The 17,444-nt window shown below is 67.7% G+C and carries 16 protein-coding genes, 1 rRNA gene and 1 pseudogene (1 of these 18 running past the window's edge); 10 read left to right on the top strand and 8 right to left on the bottom strand.

Features of this window, described 5'->3' with window-relative positions; all coding sequences use genetic code 11:
- A 16S ribosomal RNA gene (locus LU699_RS10270) occupies nucleotides 1-731 on the bottom strand; it reaches 814 nt to the left of the window's first position.
- Nucleotides 732-1,294: 563 nt separating this feature from the next.
- Between LU699_RS10270 and LU699_RS10265 the strand changes: the two genes are divergently transcribed.
- A complete protein-coding gene (locus tag LU699_RS10265) occupies nucleotides 1,295-1,744 on the top strand; it encodes a DUF192 domain-containing protein (protein ID WP_232138385.1) in 450 nt (149 codons plus the stop codon).
- Nucleotides 1,745-1,788: 44 nt separating this feature from the next.
- On the top strand, nucleotides 1,789-2,634 hold the full coding sequence (locus LU699_RS10260) for a SirB1 family protein (RefSeq protein ID WP_232138319.1): 846 nt from the start codon (nucleotides 1,789-1,791) through the stop codon (nucleotides 2,632-2,634).
- Nucleotides 2,635-2,692: 58 nt separating this feature from the next.
- Here LU699_RS10260 and LU699_RS10255 read toward each other — a convergent pair.
- A pseudogene (locus tag LU699_RS10255) lies at nucleotides 2,693-2,907 on the bottom strand (rubredoxin).
- A 53-nt stretch (nucleotides 2,908-2,960) separates the two neighbouring features.
- On the opposite strand from LU699_RS10255, the gene thiE reads away from it, so the two are divergent.
- Genes thiE through LU699_RS10225 form a run of 6 tightly spaced genes read left to right on the top strand, consistent with a single transcriptional unit; the run spans nucleotide 2,961 to nucleotide 8,689 of the window.
- The gene (gene thiE, locus LU699_RS10250) at nucleotides 2,961-3,587 is read left to right on the top strand and encodes a thiamine phosphate synthase (protein ID WP_232138322.1); all 627 of its coding nucleotides are present in this window, start codon (nucleotides 2,961-2,963) and stop codon (nucleotides 3,585-3,587) included.
- A gap of 23 nt (nucleotides 3,588-3,610) precedes the next feature.
- The gene (gene hemL, locus LU699_RS10245; protein ID WP_232138323.1) at nucleotides 3,611-4,903 is read left to right on the top strand and encodes a glutamate-1-semialdehyde 2,1-aminomutase; all 1,293 of its coding nucleotides are present in this window, start codon (nucleotides 3,611-3,613) and stop codon (nucleotides 4,901-4,903) included.
- Complete coding sequence (locus LU699_RS10240) at nucleotides 4,900-5,541, top strand: HAD family hydrolase (RefSeq protein ID WP_232138324.1); 642 nt, start codon at nucleotides 4,900-4,902, stop codon at nucleotides 5,539-5,541. The genes hemL and LU699_RS10240 overlap by 4 nt, the downstream gene beginning before the upstream one ends.
- A gap of 57 nt (nucleotides 5,542-5,598) precedes the next feature.
- On the top strand, nucleotides 5,599-6,714 hold the full coding sequence (locus LU699_RS10235; protein WP_232138325.1) for a DJ-1/PfpI family protein: 1,116 nt from the start codon (nucleotides 5,599-5,601) through the stop codon (nucleotides 6,712-6,714).
- Between the two features lie 2 nt (nucleotides 6,715-6,716).
- Complete coding sequence (locus LU699_RS10230; RefSeq protein ID WP_232138326.1) at nucleotides 6,717-7,406, top strand: response regulator transcription factor; 690 nt, start codon at nucleotides 6,717-6,719, stop codon at nucleotides 7,404-7,406.
- Complete coding sequence (locus LU699_RS10225) at nucleotides 7,403-8,689, top strand: sensor histidine kinase (RefSeq protein ID WP_232138327.1); 1,287 nt, start codon at nucleotides 7,403-7,405, stop codon at nucleotides 8,687-8,689. Before LU699_RS10230 ends, LU699_RS10225 begins: the two co-directional genes overlap by 4 nt.
- A gap of 23 nt (nucleotides 8,690-8,712) precedes the next feature.
- On the opposite strand, the gene LU699_RS10220 is transcribed toward LU699_RS10225, so the two are convergent.
- The 3 genes from LU699_RS10220 to LU699_RS10210 form a co-directional block, all read right to left on the bottom strand.
- Nucleotides 8,713-9,195, bottom strand: a complete 483-nt coding sequence (locus LU699_RS10220; RefSeq protein ID WP_232138328.1) for an HIT family protein — start codon at nucleotides 9,193-9,195, stop codon at nucleotides 8,713-8,715.
- Nucleotides 9,176-10,402 (bottom strand): acetylornithine transaminase, encoded by a 1,227-nt coding sequence (locus tag LU699_RS10215; protein WP_232580152.1) that lies wholly within the window; start codon nucleotides 10,400-10,402, stop codon nucleotides 9,176-9,178. Before LU699_RS10215 ends, LU699_RS10220 begins: the two co-directional genes overlap by 20 nt.
- 261 nt (nucleotides 10,403-10,663) lie before the next feature.
- Nucleotides 10,664-11,482, bottom strand: coding sequence for an SDR family oxidoreductase (locus LU699_RS10210; protein WP_232138332.1), 819 nt, complete (start codon nucleotides 11,480-11,482; stop codon nucleotides 10,664-10,666).
- Nucleotides 11,483-11,590: 108 nt separating this feature from the next.
- Here LU699_RS10210 and LU699_RS10205 point away from each other — a divergent pair, with 108 nt between their 5' ends.
- The gene (locus tag LU699_RS10205) at nucleotides 11,591-12,322 is read left to right on the top strand and encodes a hypothetical protein (protein WP_232138334.1); all 732 of its coding nucleotides are present in this window, start codon (nucleotides 11,591-11,593) and stop codon (nucleotides 12,320-12,322) included.
- A gap of 147 nt (nucleotides 12,323-12,469) precedes the next feature.
- On the opposite strand, the gene LU699_RS10200 is transcribed toward LU699_RS10205, so the two are convergent.
- Nucleotides 12,470-13,150, bottom strand: a complete 681-nt coding sequence (locus LU699_RS10200; protein WP_232138336.1) for a protein kinase family protein — start codon at nucleotides 13,148-13,150, stop codon at nucleotides 12,470-12,472.
- A gap of 203 nt (nucleotides 13,151-13,353) precedes the next feature.
- Between LU699_RS10200 and LU699_RS10195 the strand changes: the two genes are divergently transcribed.
- On the top strand, nucleotides 13,354-15,372 hold the full coding sequence (locus tag LU699_RS10195; protein ID WP_232138338.1) for a bifunctional DedA family/phosphatase PAP2 family protein: 2,019 nt from the start codon (nucleotides 13,354-13,356) through the stop codon (nucleotides 15,370-15,372).
- On the opposite strand, the gene LU699_RS10190 is transcribed toward LU699_RS10195, so the two are convergent.
- Together LU699_RS10190 and mpl are read right to left on the bottom strand one after the other, a co-directional pair.
- A complete protein-coding gene (locus LU699_RS10190) occupies nucleotides 15,340-15,933 on the bottom strand; it encodes an LON peptidase substrate-binding domain-containing protein (RefSeq protein WP_232138339.1) in 594 nt (197 codons plus the stop codon). The two genes, LU699_RS10195 and LU699_RS10190, sit on opposite strands and share 33 nt — an antisense overlap.
- A 31-nt stretch (nucleotides 15,934-15,964) precedes the next feature.
- The gene (mpl, locus tag LU699_RS10185) at nucleotides 15,965-17,323 is read right to left on the bottom strand and encodes a UDP-N-acetylmuramate:L-alanyl-gamma-D-glutamyl-meso-diaminopimelate ligase (RefSeq protein WP_269781263.1); all 1,359 of its coding nucleotides are present in this window, start codon (nucleotides 17,321-17,323) and stop codon (nucleotides 15,965-15,967) included.
- Nucleotides 17,324-17,444: the final 121 nt, after the last annotated feature.

Here is a 17,444-nt window from a genome sequence, read left to right as displayed (position 1 = left end):
CCTTCGCCACGGATGTTCCTCCCGATCTCTACGCATTTCACTGCTACACCGGGAATTCCACTACCCTCTACCGCACTCTAGCCTGCCAGTATCCAATGCAATTCCCAGGTTGAGCCCAGGGCTTTCACATCAGACTTAACAAACCACCTACGCACGCTTTACGCCCAGTAATTCCGAGTAACGCTTGCACCCTTCGTATTACCGCGGCTGCTGGCACGAAGTTAGCCGGTGCTTATTCTTTGGGTACCGTCAGAACAATCGGGTATTAACCGACTGCTTTTCTTTCCCAACAAAAGGGCTTTACAACCCGAAGGCCTTCTTCACCCACGCGGCATGGCTGGATCAGGCTTGCGCCCATTGTCCAATATTCCCCACTGCTGCCTCCCGTAGGAGTCTGGACCGTGTCTCAGTTCCAGTGTGGCTGATCATCCTCTCAGACCAGCTACGGATCGTCGCCTTGGTGGGCCTTTACCCCGCCAACTAGCTAATCCGACATCGGCTCATCTATCTGCGCGAAGCCCGAAGGTCCTCCGCTTTCACCCGTAGGTCGTATGCGGTATTAGCGTAAGTTTCCCTACGTTATCCCCCACAAATAGGCAGATTCCGATGTATTCCTCACCCGTCCGCCACTCGCCACCCAAGGAGCAAGCTCCTCTGTGCTGCCGTTCGACTTGCATGTGTTAGGCCTGCCGCCAGCGTTCACTCTGAGCCAGGATCAAACTCTTCACTTAAATGTTTCGACATCACCGAAGTGACATCTAATGCTTCGAGTGCAGATGTCTTTTCCAGAACTCGAACTACTCACCAGCATTTGCATGCTTTTGAATCTTTCTTGCTCTTTCTAGAACGTCTGCTAATGGACTCACGCCACCAGCCAGACGTCCGCATAAGTATCCTGCGCACACTGTCAAAGATCTGCGGAAGCGGCCTCAGCGCCTGCTTCCCACTGCTTCGTTGTTTCCTCCGAAGCGAGCCGCCCATGATAGCGCGGTTTTGGCTTTCGTCAACACCTCGGTGAGGGTTGGTTTCCGCCGACTTCTCCGTCCGGCCCGAAGGCGTTTCGTTGAAGCGAGCCGCACATATTACCGCGACTTTCGAGTCTGTCAACACCGCGTGAAGCCGCGTTTTCGTCCTCTTTCCCGCCTGGCTCGCCGCCCCGAAGAGCAGCCCGTCAAGCGGGGGGCGAATTATGCATAGATGAAATCGGTTTGGGAACCCTTCGTACAAGATTTTTTTCTTGACGCTTGCACAGCGCTTGCCGAAGGTGGATGCAGTCCATCCAGCCGGTGCTTCCATGCGCGCTCTCCGTCTTCTTCTGCTCTCTCTGCTTGCCTCCTGTCTGCTGCCTGCCTGTGCGAGTGGTGGTGATTGGGTGGAGCTTGCGGGCAACCGCTACACCGTCGAGATCGCTGCGACGGATGAGGCCCGCGCACGCGGCCTGATGTTCCGCGACACGCTCGAAGAGGGCCACGGCATGCTCTTCATTCATGACAGTGAGGCGCCGCAGGCCTACTGGATGAAGAACACGCGGATCGCGCTCGACATCCTCTACTTCGACGATGCACGCAGGCTGGTGTCGCAGCAGCGCGACGTGCCGCCGTGTTCTGCCGGCAATCGCTGCCCGCCTTATCCGAGCACAGGCCCTGCGCGCTATGTGCTGGAGCTCAATGCAGGTGAAGCGAAGCGCATCGGCCTGAAGGACGGCGAGACGCTGACGCTGTCGCCTTCGATTCCGGCACCCTGAGCCTGCGTCACCGGTACACCGATCGCCATGCAGGCTTCCATGCCATGAGTGATGCAGTGCAACTGCCCGAGTGGGCATCGTTGTCGGGCACCGCGGATGCAGCGATGCCGCTGTTCGCGTGCGCGCTGTTGATCGCACGCGACGAGTACCCCGCGCTCGACGTTGCGCATTGCGATGCGGTGCTGGCGTCGCATGCCCGGCATCTGCGGATCGAAGTCGACACGATCGGGCAGATGCCGCTGAAGATGCAGGCAATCAACCGGCATCTGTTCGAAGAGATCGGCTATGCCGGCAACCACGACACCTATTACGACCCGCGCAACAGCTATCTCAATGCGGTGATCGAACGCCGGCTCGGCAATCCGATCATGCTGGCTGTGGTGCAGATGGAGGTCGCGCGCCGGCTCGGCGTGGCGCTGGACGGCATTTCCTTCCCCGGCCACTTCCTAGTCCGGCTGCCGGTCGGTGACGGCATGCTGGTGATGGATCCGTTCAACGGCGGTCGGCCGCTGGATATCGAAGAACTGCGTTCACGCGCCGCGCCGCACGTCGACGGCGGTCCGCCGGACGACGACACGCTGGCCCGGCTGCTGCGCCCGGCCACACCACGGATGATGCTGATGCGGATGCTGCGCAACCTGCACGGCACCTACGCCGAGGTGGAAGACTGGGTGCGCGCCGTGCGTTGCGCCGATCGGTTGCTGTCGCTGGCGCCCGACGCACCCGATGCCCTGCGCGACCGCGGTCTGGGCTATCTGGCCCTGGGCCATGTCACGGGTGCACGCGAGGATCTGGGGCATTACGTGGTCCGCTACCCGGACGCCGCCGATGTGGATGCGGTGCGCGAGCAGCTGGTCCACATCGGACGCGCGCGCGATCGCGCGCACTAGGCGATGTCATCGGCCCCCGCGCATGCGGCTGGCCCGATGACGCGCCCTGAGGTTCAGCTCAGAGCGTCATCATCTCGAAGTCGTCCTTGGTGACGCCGCAGTCGGGACAGGTCCAGGTATCGGGCACATCCTCCCAGCGCGTGCCCGGGGCGATGCCCTCGTCCGGAATGCCGACGGCTTCGTCGTAGATGAAACCGCAGACCACGCACATCCATGTCTGGTAGGCGCCCTGCGTCGTCGGATCGTTCATCGGATAATGACCACATGCGGCATTGGAAACGGAGCCGCATTGTCCCATCGCGCTCCCCCCACCGGAACCCACGTCGATGAACGCCTCCCCGTCCGCGCCACGCGGCCTGTATCTGCTCACGCCCGATGAGCCCGAGACCGCCCATCTGCTGGCCCAGGTCGCGGCGGTGCTGCCGCACGCCACGTGGCTGCAGTACCGGAACAAGCGCGCCGATGCCGCGTTGCGCCGGGCGCAGGTGCAGGCCCTGCTGCCGCTGTGCCGCGCGACCGGTGTGCCGTTGATCGTCAATGACGACTGGCGGCTCGCTGCGGATCTCGGCGCGGACGGCGCGCACCTGGGTGAGGACGACGGCGCGCTGATCGATGCACGCGCAGCGCTGGGTGCCGACGCGATCCTCGGCGCCTCCTGCTACGACGACATCACCTTGGCGCAGCGCGCGGTCGAGGCCGGCGCCAGCTACGTCGCCTTCGGCGCGTTTTTCCCGTCACCGACCAAGCCCGACGCCCGCGTCGCGCGCAAATCCCTGCTGCGCGATGCGGAGGTGCTCGGCGTGCCGCGGGTGGCGATCGGCGGCATCACGCCGGAGAATGCGCGCCAGCTTGCAGCCGCCGGCGCCGATCTCGTCGCTGTCATCAGCGGCGTCTTCGCCGCTCGCCATCCGGCCGCCGCCGCGCACGCCTACCGCGCCGCATTCGGCCTTTGAACCTTTTTCTTTCTGGAGTCTCCATGGATACGTCCCGCTCGCATGCCCTGTTCGAACGCGCCCGCACCCTGCTTCCGGGCGGCGTCAATTCGCCGGTACGCGCGTTCAAGTCGGTCGGCGGCGAACCCTTCTTCGTGCAGCGCGCGGACGGTCCCTATCTGTTCGACGTCGACGGCAACCGCTACATCGATTACGTGGGCTCGTGGGGGCCGATGATCGTCGGCCACAACCACGCGAGCGTGCGCCAGGCGGTCAAGCGCGCGATCGGTGGCGGCCTGTCGTTCGGCGCGCCGACCGAAGCGGAGATCACGATGGCCGAGCGCTTGACCGCGCTGGTGCCATCGATGGAAATGGTGCGCATGGTGAACTCCGGCACCGAGGCCACGCTGTCGGCGATCCGCCTCGCGCGTGGCGCGACGGACCGCACCTGCATCGTCAAGTTCGAGGGCTGCTACCACGGCCACGGCGACTCGTTCCTGGTCAAGGCCGGCAGCGGCGCGCTCACCCTTGGTGTGCCGACCTCGCCGGGCGTGCCCAAAGCGCTGGCCGATCTGACGCTGACCCTGCCCTACAACGATTTCGACGCGGCGACTGCGCTGTTCGATGAAGTCGGCGCGGACATCGCTGGTCTGATCATCGAACCCGTGGTCGGCAACGCCAACTGCCTGCCGCCGCGTGAAGGCTATCTGCAGCATCTGCGCGAGTTGTGCACGCAGCACGGCGCGCTGCTGATCTTCGACGAGGTGATGACCGGCTTCCGCGTCGCACTCGGCGGCGCGCAGGCGCGTTACGGCGTGACGCCGGATCTCAGCACCTTCGGCAAGATCATCGGCGGCGGTATGCCGGTCGGTGCTTATGGCGGATGCCGCGAACTGATGGAGCAGATCGCGCCGGCCGGGCCGATCTACCAGGCCGGTACGTTAAGCGGCAATCCGGTCGCGATGGCCGCTGGCCTGGCGATGCTGGATCTGGTGTCGGCGCCCGGCTTCCACGATGCGCTCGAAGCCAGTTCGAATCTGCTGTGCGACGGTCTTGAAGCCGCGGCGCGCGATGCGGGTGTGCCCTTCACCACCACGCGCGTCGGCGGCATGTTCGGCCTGTTCTTCACCGATGCGGCCTGCGTCGATACCTACGCACAGGCCATTGCCTGCGATACCGCCGCGTTCAACCGCTTCTTCCACGCGATGCTCGAACGTGGCGTGTTCCTCGCGCCGTCGGCGTTCGAAGCCGGCTTCATGTCGTCGGCGCACGATGCCGCGGTGATCGAGGCGACCATCGCTGCCGCACGCGAGGCGTTCGCCGAACTCGCCGCATGACCCCACCGCCGCTGCGGCTGGTGCTGTTCGACTTCGATGGCGTGCTGGCGCGCTATTCGCACGCCGCGCGCCTCGCGCATCTGGCCCGCGTCGCTGGCTGCACGCCGGCGCGCTTATCGGAGGTGGTGTTCAACTCGGGACTGGAGCGCGCCTACGACAGCGGCGTGCTCGATACGGCGTCTTATCTGCAGCAGCTGGGCGCAGGTCTTGGTTGCACCATCGATGCGGACATCTGGATCGCATCGCGATGCGCGGGCACACAGGCGGATCCGCTCGCACTGGAACTCGTCGCTTCGGTCGCAACCAGGGTGCAGGTCGGCATGCTGACCAACAACGGCGCGCTGATGCTGGATGCGATTCCCCGCATCGTCGCGCCGCTGTTCCCGATGCTCGAAGGCCGCGTGCTGTGCAGCGGCGTCCTAGGCGTGCGCAAACCGGACCGCGCGATCTTCGACCACGCGCTTGCGCAGTTCGACGTGCGCGCGCAGGAGACGCTGTTCGTCGACGACCTGTTCGTCAACGTGCAGGGCGCACGCGCGGCGGGACTGCACGCCGACACGGTGGTCGACGCGCGGTCGATGCGGACGGTGTTGCGGCGTTACGGCGTGCTGCCCACAGGTCTCGGCGCCGCGGTTTGAAATCTGCTTGATCCCGCAGCGGGATGCTGTCTCCGGTCATCCCAATCCGGAGTTCCCATGCGACATCCTTTCGTGTCCTGTGTACTGGTCGCCACGCTGTGCCTCACGCCCGCGCTGTCCAGGGCCGCCGACACCGTCCTGATCGTGCTCAGCGGCGAAGGCCGCGATGCTGGCAAGACCCGTCCCGGCTACGAGTTCGACGAACTGTCCCAGGCCTGGCTGATCTTCAAGGCCAATGGCCTCGCGGTCGAGGTCGCCAGTCCGCAGGGCGGCGCGGTGGAAGCGGATGCCTACAACGCGGAGGAGCCCTTCAATACAGCGCTGCTGGCAGATACAAATGCGATGCGCCAACTGGCCGATACCCGCCGCACCGACGCGCTGGACGCGGGCGACTACGCCGCGGTCTATGTTGTCGGCGGGAAAGGCGCAATGTTCGATCTGCCGCGCGACACCGCCCTGCAACAGCTGATCGCCAATGCCTGGGACAACGGCGCGGTGATCGCCGCGGTCTGCCACGGGCCGGCAGCGCTGGTCGACGTGCGTCTGACCGATGGCGCGCCGTTGCTCGCCGGGCGTCGCATGACCGGCTTCAGCAACGAAGAGGAAGCCGTCTTCGGCAAGAAGTGGGCCGCTGAATTCCCGTGGCAGCTCGAAGATGCGGCGCGGGCGCGTGGTGCGCTCTGGGACGAAGCGCCGCTGATGATGCCGAAGCTCGTCGTCGACGGACGCCTGATCACCGGCCAGAACCCTTACTCGACCACCGCCGTGGCGGAGGCGATTGTGCGCGGTCTGGGACGCACACCGGTGGCCCGCACGCCCTGGCGCGACGAGGCGAGCATGACACTGGTGGAACAGCTACGCGCTGGCGATGTGGCCGGCGCGCGTGCGGCGCTGGCGGCATCGCCCGCGCGCTATCACCCGGAACTGATCGGCATCCTCGGCTACTACCAGGCCCAGGTTGCCGGCGACGATGCAGTGGCGCTGCGCCCCGCGCTCCAGACAATGCAGTTGGCGCTGCCGCACATGGACGAAGCCCGGCTCACGCTGGCCGCCGCCGATGCGCACCTGCGTCTGGGCGAGCGCGCGGAAGCGCGGCGCCTGGTACTCCAGGTACTGGAAGCGGCTCCGGGAATGGAACAGGCTGAGGCACTCCTGCAACGCATCGACGGCTGACGATGGACACGCCCGCCCCACGCATTCTGGTGATCGAGGACAACCCGGTGCTGCGCGCCAATCTCGACGCGATGTTCGTCGAACACGGCATCCACGCTGACTTCGCCGCTGACGGTCTCAGCGGGCTGCAGGCCGCCCTGTCGGAGCCGCCCGATGTGCTGGTGCTGGATCTGGGCCTGCCGGGACTGGACGGCCTGCGTGTGTGCGAACGCCTACGCGCGCAGGCGGATCGCCATGTGCCGGTATTGATGCTGACCGCCCGCGACGCGCTGGACGACAAGCTGCTCGGCTTCCGCAGCGGCGCCGACGACTATCTGGTCAAACCGTTCGCGGCGGCCGAACTGCTGGCGCGGTGTTTGGCACTGTCGCAGCGGCACCGTGCCGGCACGACGCACGTGCTGCGCATCGGCAGTCTCAGCATCGACCGCCGCAGTGGCCTGGCCCAGCGCGCGGGCCGCCCGCTGGATCTGCAGCAGACCGCGCAGCGCCTGCTGCTTGCACTGGCGGAGGCGTGGCCGCGCACCTTGACCCGCAGCGAACTGATCGAGCGCGTCTGGGGCGCGTCACCGCCGGAATCCGGCCCGCTGCGCACGCATCTCTACCTGTTGCGACGTGCGCTGGACGGGCCGGCCGACACGCCGATGCTCAAGACCGTGCACGGCGTCGGCTTCCGACTCGAGGCTGACACATGAGCGCGGCGTCCCGGCGCCATCGTCTGCGCGACCGGTTGATGCTGGCCTTCTCGGGCTTCGCCCTGCTGGTCGCCCTGCTCTACGGGTTCTATGTGGTGCTGTTCGTCTATCTGGTGGAGGACGCGGTCTTTCAGGGCCTGCTCGAAGACGAGGCTGCGGCGCAGCTGGCACACCATGCCGAGACTGGCGCCTGGACGGCGCCGGCGCTGCGGTTTGTGGCCTTGCATGTCGATCCCGCCACATTCCCAGATGCGCTCGGCGCGCGCCTGGCCGAGTCGCCGTGGCGTCGCGAGTTCCCCGGCGAGGCCGGTCGCCACTACCACCTGCAACCGCTGGAGCCGGCGGGCGCCGCAGCGCCGGCGTGGTTGCTGGCGGAAGTCAGCCAGCAACTCGTGGTGCGGCCGATGCGCGGCGGCATCGCGCAGTGGCTGGGCTGGTCGGGACTGGCGGTGACGCTGCTGGCCCTGCTGCTCGGCGCGTGGCTGGCGCGGCGCATGACCGCGCCGCTGTCACGCCTCGCAGCCCTGGTCGACGATGCGACACCCACGCAGCTGCCGGCCGGATTCGCGGATGGGTTTCCGGACAACGAAGTGGGCACGCTCGCGCGCGGACTCGAACGCCTGATCGGGCGCGTCGATGCATTTGTGGTGCGCGAACGCGAGTTCACCCGCGATGCCAGCCACGAACTGCGCACACCGCTGGCGGTGATCCTTAGCGCCTGCGAACGGCTCGGCGCCCGGACCGATCTGGGCCTCGACGCCCAGCGGCAGCTCGAACACGTCCGCCAGTCGGCGCAGCAACTCGAACGCACGGTTGCGGCATTGCTGGCCCTGGCGCGCGAGGACGGCACAGAGACCGCGACCGACATCGCGTTGCTGCCGGTGCTGGAACGCGTGATCGTCGATCAGGCGCCGTTGCTGGACGGGCGCGATGTGTCGATCCGTGTCGACGTGCCGGACGCGACACAGGCCCGGTTGCCGGCGACAGTGCTGCACATCGTGCTCTCGAATCTCGTCGGCAACGCCTTCATCCATGGCGGCGCCGGCGAGGTCGTCATCGATATCGATGCGGGCTGTCTGCGCATCGCCAATGTGGGCGCGTGGCCGGGCGACGCGGCGTTCCAGCCGTTCGTCAAAGGCGAAGCCAGCGCAGGTGTCGGACTGGGCCTCGCGATCGTCCGCCGCCTGTGCGCGCGGCACCGGATCGCGCTGCGTTTCGAGAGCGACGGCATCGCGACCGTGGTCCACCTCGCACTCTCGCCGCCCGACGACGCGGCGCGCTGAGACGGATCAGGTCGACTGCGCGATCAATCGCCGGAACTGCCTCCGGCCCGGGACGCCTGCAATGCATCGCGCAAGCGTCCGGCCCAGGCATCGAGCGTCTCCCGTCCGGTCGGCGCAGGCGGTTGCGGTCCCGGATAGATCCGCAGCGAGCCGTCGCCTGAGATCCGCGGTTGAACGTGCAGATGCACGTGCGGTACTTCCTGCCCGCCGGCCTCGCGGTTCGACTGCCACAGGTTGAGACCGTCGGGTGCAAAGACCGCGTCGGCCGCGCGTGCGATGCGGACCGCGATGCGCATCAGCTGCGCGGCGGTGTCTTCATCCAGGTCGAACAGCGTTTCGACGTGCCGGCGCGGCACCACGAGCACGTGCCCGGGCACCGCCTGGCGCAGGTCCATGAAGGCGATCACCTGATCGTCTTCGTGGACGAGACTCGCGGGCAGTTTGCCCGCGAGGATCGCGCAGAACGCGCAGCTGTCAGCGGTGGTCTCAGCCGGCGTCGACGGCATCGACGATCGCCGCACGCAACCGCGTCAGGCCGTCGGCGATGTCGGCATCGGTGATGTTCAACGCCGGTACGAACCGCAGCACGTCGGGACCGGCCTGCAGCATCAGCAGGCCGTGGCGCGCGGCGTGGTCGAGGATCGTCGCAACCTTGCCGGCATGCTCGGGACGCAGCACGGCGCCGAGCATCAGGCCGCGGCCGCGGACTTCGGAGAACAGGCCGAACTCGGCATCGAGCGCGGCGAGGCCGTCACGCAGCGCGCGTGACTGGCGCATCACGTTGGCAGCGATTTCCGGCGATGCCAGCTTGCGCAGCGCGACGCGCGCGACCGCGGCGGCGAGCGGGTTGCCGCCGAAGGTGGTGCCGTGATCGCCGAACTGCATCGCCTCGGCGACCTTCGGGCCGGCCAGCAACGCACCGATCGGGAAGCCGCCGCCGAGCGCCTTGGCCAGCGTGACGATGTCGGGGACGACGCCGTCCTGGGGATGCGCGAACAGTGTGCCGGTGCGGCCCATGCCGCACTGGATTTCGTCGAGCACCAGCAGCGCATCAAAGCGATCGCACAGCGCGCGCACTGCCGCGAGGTATCCGTCGGCGGCGGGCATGACGCCGCCTTCGCCCTGCACGGGTTCGAGCATCACCGCGGCGACGTCGCCATCGACCATCGCGGCTTCGAGCTGGGCGATGTCGTTGAAATCGACATAGCGAAAGCCACCCGGCAGCGGCTCGTAGCCGGCCTGGTACTTGGGCTGCGCGGTCGCGGTGACCGCGGCCACCGTGCGGCCGTGGAAGCTGCCGCGTGCGGTCACGATGACGCGGCGGTCCGGGCTGCGGCCCTGCGCGGTGGCCCACTTGCGCACGAGCTTGATCGCAGCCTCGTTCGCTTCAGCGCCCGAATTGCACAGGAAGGTGCGCGTGGCGAAGCCGCTGGCGTCGACCAGCTCGGCCGCCAGCCGCAGCGGCGGTTCGCTGTAGAACACGTTGCTGGTGTGCCACAGCTTGCCGGCCTGTTCGACCAGTGCGGCAACGAGATCAGGATCGTTGTGGCCGAGGCCGCAGACGGCGATGCCGGCCGACAGGTCGACGTACTCGCGGCCCTCGCTGTCCCAGACGCGCGCGCCATCGCCGCGCTCGAGCACGAGCTCGCGTGGCCGGTAAACGGGCAGCACGTGGCGCTGGGCGAGGGCGATGAGATCGGCGGCGGAGGACATGGTCGGCGGCTTCGATGGGACGTGGGGCGCCGATTGTAGCGGGGTGGTCTCGTGCGACGCCGAACGATCCGCGGACGACGGCAGAAGATGCCAGGCGGAACAGATGCTGTTCTCTAGACGCTATGTGATGGATCCCCAGCCCTCACCCGACGCGCTTCACGCGTCGACCTCTCCCGAAGGGAGAGGTGCAGCGTTGCTTCTCCGAAAACACCCCGAGCGGCTCAACCGCGCGGTAGCAGGCGTAAGAAAGCAGCGCCACGCTCAGTCGAGAAACAGATCCGGCAACAGCGGCTGCGCGGGATCGATGGCGTAGGCGTCGAGGTCGGTGATGCCGGCTTCGGCGAGGACTTCGTCGTCGATCAGGAAGCGGCCGTGGAAACCGGCGGCGTCGCGGACGAGGACCGCGTGCGCAGCGTCGCCCATGATCGTCGGGTTGCGGCCGTTGCCGCGTTCGACGCCGGGAATCATTTTCAACGCATCGGTGCCGATCAACGTGCGTGGCCACAGTGCATTGACCGCGACGCCCTGCGGCCCGAATTCGGCCGCGAGCCCCAGCGTGACGAAGCTCATGCCCATCTTCGCCAGCGTGTAACCGGTGTGCGGCGCCCACCATTTGGGGTCGAGCGAGGGCGGCGGGCACAGGGTCAGGATGTGCGGGTTCGGCGCCTTCAATAGATGCGGCAGGCAGGCCTGCGCGCACAGGAAACTGCCGCGCGCGTTGACCTCCTGCATCAGGTCGAACCGCTTCATCGGCGTGTCCAGCGTGCCGCGCAACCAGATCGCACTGGCGTTGTTGACGAGGATATCGATGCCGCCGAAGGCGTCGACAGTCGCCGCGACCGCGGCGCGCACCTGGTCTTCTTCGCGAATGTCGCATCGGAGAGCCAGCGCGCGTCCACCGGCGGCCTCGACGCTGCGCGCGGCGCTGTGGATGGTGCCGGGCAGCTTGGGATTGGCGACCTCGGACTTCGCGGCAATCGCGACGTTCGCGCCATCGCGCGCAGCGCGCTCTGCGATCGCCAGGCCGATGCCGCGCGAGGCGCCGGTGATGAAAAGGGTCTTGCCGGCGAGGGTCGACATGCGGCGGGCCTGTCCTGCGATGGAGTCGTCGCCATTATGCGCGCGGGGTCTCCGACACGTTCAGCAAGCGGCGCGATACTGACGCCTTTCCCGCCGCAGGATCCGCCGATGCGCCATGTTGCCGCCCTCGCGTTGTTCGCCCTGACCCTGACCGCGTGCGATGCCGCGCCGCCGGCCACTGCGCCCGCAGCGTTGGCCCCTGCAGCGGAGACGCAGACGCCGGCGCCGACCGAAGCGCCGCCGCAGGCCGCGGCGGCCGACGACCTCGCCGCTGCAGCCGACGGCGATCTCGTCGTCAGCGCGAAATCGGTCTGGCAAGGCGATCTCGCGACCTGTCGCACGGGCACCGCGGCGGTCGATGCGTGCCTGCTGTCGACGATGCGCACCGCAGGCGCGTCTCCTGAAGCACTCGCAGCCAGCACGCGGCTGATCGCACTCGACAATCCGGGCCATGTCAGTGCCTGGCGCGAGGTCGAAGGCGTGGGGCACGCCGAGATCACCTATCCGTTCCGCGCGAACACCAACCTGGGTCTGTGGCTGGTCGATGCGGACGGGCGTTCGGTGGATGTCGACGAGAACGTGCTGCCTGCGGGCGCGGTGCGTCTGCGCGGCGAACTCAAGCCGTTTCTCGATGCGCATCCCGATGCGATGCCGTTCGCGCCGGCGCAGGCAGTCGGCAGCGAAACGCTGCCCGACGGCGGCGTGCGCCTGCGCTTCGATGTGCCGATGCGCACCTGCCACGCCTGCGAAGACGTCGGCACGCTCGAACTGGGCTACGACTTCGACGCCGATCGCCGCTACGAGGGCCGCAGCGTCATCGCCCTGCGCGAGGCCGACTGAGGCGTAGAACCTGTTCAAGGTCCGTCGCGAGCGCCGCCAGATGGCGCGTGGTGGAGCGCAGGAAGCGCAGCGTACGTGTGGTACGTGAGCATTCCGAGCACCGCACGCGCGCCAGCTGACAAGCGCAGCAGGACATTGAACAGGTTCTCAGGGCTTCGGCCCCTGCCCTTCATTGTCTTCCCACTTGAGGATCTTCCGCGTCACCACGCGGTAGACCGGCTTGCCGGTGCGGAACCAGACATCGCGCAGCCATGAGGTGCGCTTGAGCACGCGCTTCTCGACCGGCGTCAGCGACGCGCGGCAATACATGCGCTTGTGCTTGAGCAGATGGCGCAGGTCCTCACGTGCCAGCAGACGCATCCAGCGCGAGCGCGGATCGCCGCGCACCGCCAGCTGGAAATCGATGATCGCCGGGCGTCCGTCGTCGAGCACCAGCCAATTGGCCTCTTTCGCGAGATCGTTGTGGGCGAGGCCGCGGCGATGCAGGCCCTGCAGCAGGCGACGCGCGCGGCGGAAATAGATCAGATCGCCATGCGGCGGGCGCTGGTACATCGCATCGCCCGACATGTAACTGCGATCGAGCTGTCGCCCGGTCCAGGCGAGCAGCTGCGGCACGTCCTGCATGCCGGCCACCGCCGCCAGCCCGCGCGCTTCGCGACGGGCCAGCCACCACGCCGGCAGGCGCAGCCACAGCGGCACGTGGCGCAGGTCGCGGCGCACGAACAGGCCGCCGTCGGCGCCGCGCATCAAGGAGATGCGGCCGAAGCTGTCGGACTTCAGCGCTTTCGCTTCGGTGGCCTTGGCGGCCCTGGCATCGTGTGCGGACATCGCGCCATTGTACGGAGCGCCGCCGGGCGCGGGTTCCGGCCGGTCGCTTCGGCGCGGGTGCGCAGCGCAATCCATTTAGCGATCCGCATGCGCGTGCGGTTTCGCGATCCGGCGCTGCATATCGATGCAATGCGGTTCCCGCACAAGGGCCACGGTCCGATCGTGGTCCGGGGACGGTCATCCACCGCTGTCATAATGGCCGGATGCTCACTGACTTCTTCAACAGCCTGGTGACGTGGGTGGGCAACCACCCGGTCGCGGCCGGCTTCGTGATCTTCCTCATCGCGTTCTGCGATTCGGTGATCATCCTCGGCGCGATCGTCCCGGCCCTGCCGATCCTGTTCGCGATCGGCGTGCTGATCGGTCTGGGCGAAATCTCCGGCCCCTACGCGGTGGCCTGCGCCGCGCTCGGCGCGATGGCCGGCGACGGCTTGAGTTACTGGATCGGCCGCCGCTGGGGCCATGGCCTGCGCACCGTGTGGCCCTTCAGCAAGTATCCGCAGCTGCTCGACCGCAGCGAACTCGTGTTCCGGCGCAATGCGATCAAGAGCATCCTGGTCGCGCGCTACGTCGGGCCGATCCGCCCGTTCGTGCCGGCCATCGCCGGCATCGCGCACATGCCGATGCGCCAGTACCTGCCGATCAGCTTCGCGGCCTGTCTGTCGTGGGGTGCGCTGTTCCTCGCGCCGGGCTGGCTGTTCGGTGCGTCCTACGACGCGGTGGCCGCGGTCGCCGACCGTCTGGCGCTGGTCCTCGGTGCGCTGCTGGTGGTACTGGCGCTGGCCTGGGCGATCGTCATCTACAGCTACCGCTGGTTCGATGCGCACGCCAATTCGCTGCTGGCGCGTCTGCTGGCGTGGTCGCGCGCGCATCCCCGGCTCGGTCGTTACGCGATCGCGCTGGTCGATCCCAAGCGTCCCGAATCGGCATCGCTGGCGATTCTCGCGGTCTGCCTGCTGGCGATCGGCTGGGCCTGCTTCGCCCTGCTGGCGACGGTGATCATGCGCGGCGAGCCGTTGCTGATCGACCAGACCGTGTTCCAGTTCATGTACGAACTGCGCAATCCGCTGGCCGACCGCCTGATGGCGGGACTCGCGTCGATCGGCGATGTGCACGTGCTCGGCCCCGCGGTCGCGTTGACGCTCGCGTGGCTGATCTGGCGCCGCCGCTGGCTGGGCGCCGCGCACTGGCTGGCCGCACTGGCATTCGGCATGGCGCTGACCGCGTTGCTGGGCGCGGTGATCGACATGCCCAAGCCGCCTACCGTGCACGGCGGCTTCGGTTTTCCCGCGGTCGAGATCACGATGTGCACGATCGTGTTCGGCTTCTTCGCCGTGCTGATCGCACGCGAATTGCCCGGGCGCACGCGCGTGTGGCCGTATCTGGTGTCGGGCGTGGTCGTGGCGGTGCTCGGCTTCGCGCGTCTGTATCTCGGCGCGCACTGGCTCAGCGACATCGTCGGCGGCATGCTGCTGGGCATCGTCTGGCTGCTGGTGCTGGGCATCGCCTACCGGCGCCACGTCGAGCGCTCGTTCTGGATGCGTCCGGTCGCGCTGATCTTCTACATCACCTTCGCCGTGGCCGCGCTGTGGCATGCGCCGCGCGCGGTGGATCCGCTGCTCGCGAAGTTCGCGCCCAAGCCCTCGACGGTCACGCTGTCGGCGCGGGACTGGTGGGCGTCGGAGTGGGCGCGGTTGCCGGGTCAGCTGCGCGAGCGCGATCCCGCGCATCGCTGGCCGCTGGATCTGCAGATCGCCGGCCCGCTGGCGCCGCTGCAGACGCAGCTCGAAGCCAAGGGCTGGCGTGTGCAGCCGCAGGCCGACTGGATGCGGGTGATCAATCTGCTCGACGACAGCGTGCCGCAGGCCGAGCAGCCTGTGCTGCCGGCGACGCTGGACACGCTCGCGGAAACGCTGCTGATGCGCCGCGACAGCGACGCGGACCGGGTCGAAGTGCTGCGTCTGTGGCGCGCGCCGGCGGTGCTCGACGACGGCACCGAGCTGTGGATCGGCACCAGCCAGTCGATGCTCTACACGCGGCCGTTCAGTGCCTTCGGCCTGTGGCAGCCGCAGCCCGATGCTCATGGCGTGCACCGCGGCCTGCGGGACGTGCTCGAAGCCTTCGCGTCGCGCGAGGACGTGCACCCGCAGTCCGGCGTGCCGACGCTGCGCGTACGCACCACTAATGGATCACTCGTCGTCGACGACGTCGACCAGCCGTAACAGGGTTTCCAGCCGCTCGTCCGGATCGTCCAGCTGCAGCAGCTGCTGGCGATGCGGCTGCTCGAGCGGCAGCAGTTCCGCGAGTCGCCAGCCGACCCAGGCCGCATCGTCGAAATGCGGTTCCGGGAATGCCTGGTCGGCGCCGTCGATGTGTTCGAGGATCTTGCGCAGCACCACGCCGAGCAGCGCATGTTCGGGCTGCAGATCGATCGAAGGATCGGCGGCGCACCAGTCGACATCGGCGATGATCAGGCCGCTGTCGCGCACCCGCGTGCGGCGCACGTGGAATCGGCGCGCGCCGCGCACGCGCAGCGTCAGCAGGCCATCAGGCCCGGTGTCGAAATCCTCGATGCGCGCCTCGGTGCCGACCCCGGCCGGCGTCGCCGGCGCGCCGGCTTCGTCGCCGTCGAGGATCAGGCAGATGCCGAATCCACTGCCGCGGCGTCCGCATTCGCGGACGAGATCGAGATAGCGCGGCTCGAACACGCGCAGGCCCAGCGCGGCGCCGGGCACCAGCACGGTGCGTAGCGGGAACAGCGGCAGTGAGGTGTCGTCTTGCATGCGCCCAGTGTACGCAGGCCGATGCGAAACCTCAGTCGCGCAGACGCTGTGCGAAGCGGCGCGGCGCGCCGTCGAAGCCGCCGTTGGACATGAAGACCACATGGTCGCCAGGCCGCACGCGCGTGGCGAGATCGGCCAGCAGCGCATCGACATCGGCCACGGCGCGCGCGTCGCCGCGCACGGCGGACACGACCGCGCCGGCATCCCAAGCCAGTTCCGGGCGATGCAGGAACACGACCACATCGGCGAGATCGAGTGACGGCGCCAGCGCATCGGCGTGTGCGCCCAGACGCATCGAATTGCTGCGCGGCTCCATCGCCACGAGGATGCGCGCATCACCGACTCTCGCCCGCAGTCCGGCGAGCGTGGTCGCGATGGCGGTCGGGTGATGGGCGAAGTCGTCGTAGACGGTGATGTCGCCCGCGGTGCCCAGCACTTCCATCCGCCGCTTGACGCTGCGGAACGCCGCGAGCGCCGGCAACAGTGCCGCGATGTCGACGCCGACCGCCGCGCAGGCCGCGAGCGCGGCGAGTGCGTTGAGCACGTTGTGGTCGCCGAGCAGCGGCCACTCGACCGTGCCGACCGACACGCCACCGCGCAGGACTTCGAACACGCTGCCGTCGTCGCTGCGCTTCACCGCGCACCATTCGAACGCAGCATCGAAACCGAAGCGCTCGACCGGCGTCCAGCAGCCCATCGCCAGCACTTCGGTCAGACGCGCGTCGTGGCCATTGACGATCAAACGTCCGCGCGCCGGTACAGTGCGCACCAGATGGTGGAACTGGCGCTGGATCGCGGCGACATCGGGAAAGATGTCGGCGTGGTCGAACTCGAGGTTGTTGAGGATCGCCACCGTCGGCCGGTAGTGGACGAACTTGCTGCGCTTGTCGAAGAAGGCGGTGTCGTACTCGTCTGCCTCCACAACGAACTCGCGTCCGCTGCCGATGCGTGCCGACACGCCGAAGTCCTCGGCCACGCCACCAATCAGGAAACCCGGCGCGCGGCCGGCGGCTTCGAGCAGATACGACAGGATCGTCGTCGTCGTGGTCTTGCCGTGGGTGCCGGCAACGGCGAGCACTTCGCGGCCGGGCAGCACGTTGTCGCGCAGCCACTCGGCGCCGGAGGTGTACGCACGTCCGGCATCAAGCACCGCTTCCACCGCGGGATTGCCGCGCGAGAGCGCGTTGCCGACCACGATCTGATCGACGTCGGCGCCGATGTGCGCCGGGTCGTAGCCCTGGTGCAGGGTGATGCCCAGCGTCTCGAGCTGGGTCGACATCGGCGGATACACCGCCTGGTCGCTGCCTTCGACCGTGTGGCCCAGTTCGCGCGCGAGCGCGGCGACACCGCCCATGAAGGTGCCGGCGATGCCCAAGATATGAAGTTTCACGAAGCCGGGTCCTGGACGATCAGAAGACGTGCGACGAAGTCATGTATGCCTAACATCTTTACCCCTCTCCCTCGGGGAGAGGGGATGGGGTGAGGGACGCGATCGGCACGCTCGCAGGACA

The sequence above is a fragment of the Luteimonas fraxinea genome, assembly GCF_021233355.1.
In the GTDB taxonomy this organism is placed as follows: Bacteria; Pseudomonadota; Gammaproteobacteria; order Xanthomonadales; family Xanthomonadaceae; genus Luteimonas; species Luteimonas fraxinea.
Note: the sequence above shows the minus strand (reverse complement) of the source record. Positions and strands in the feature narration are given on the sequence as shown.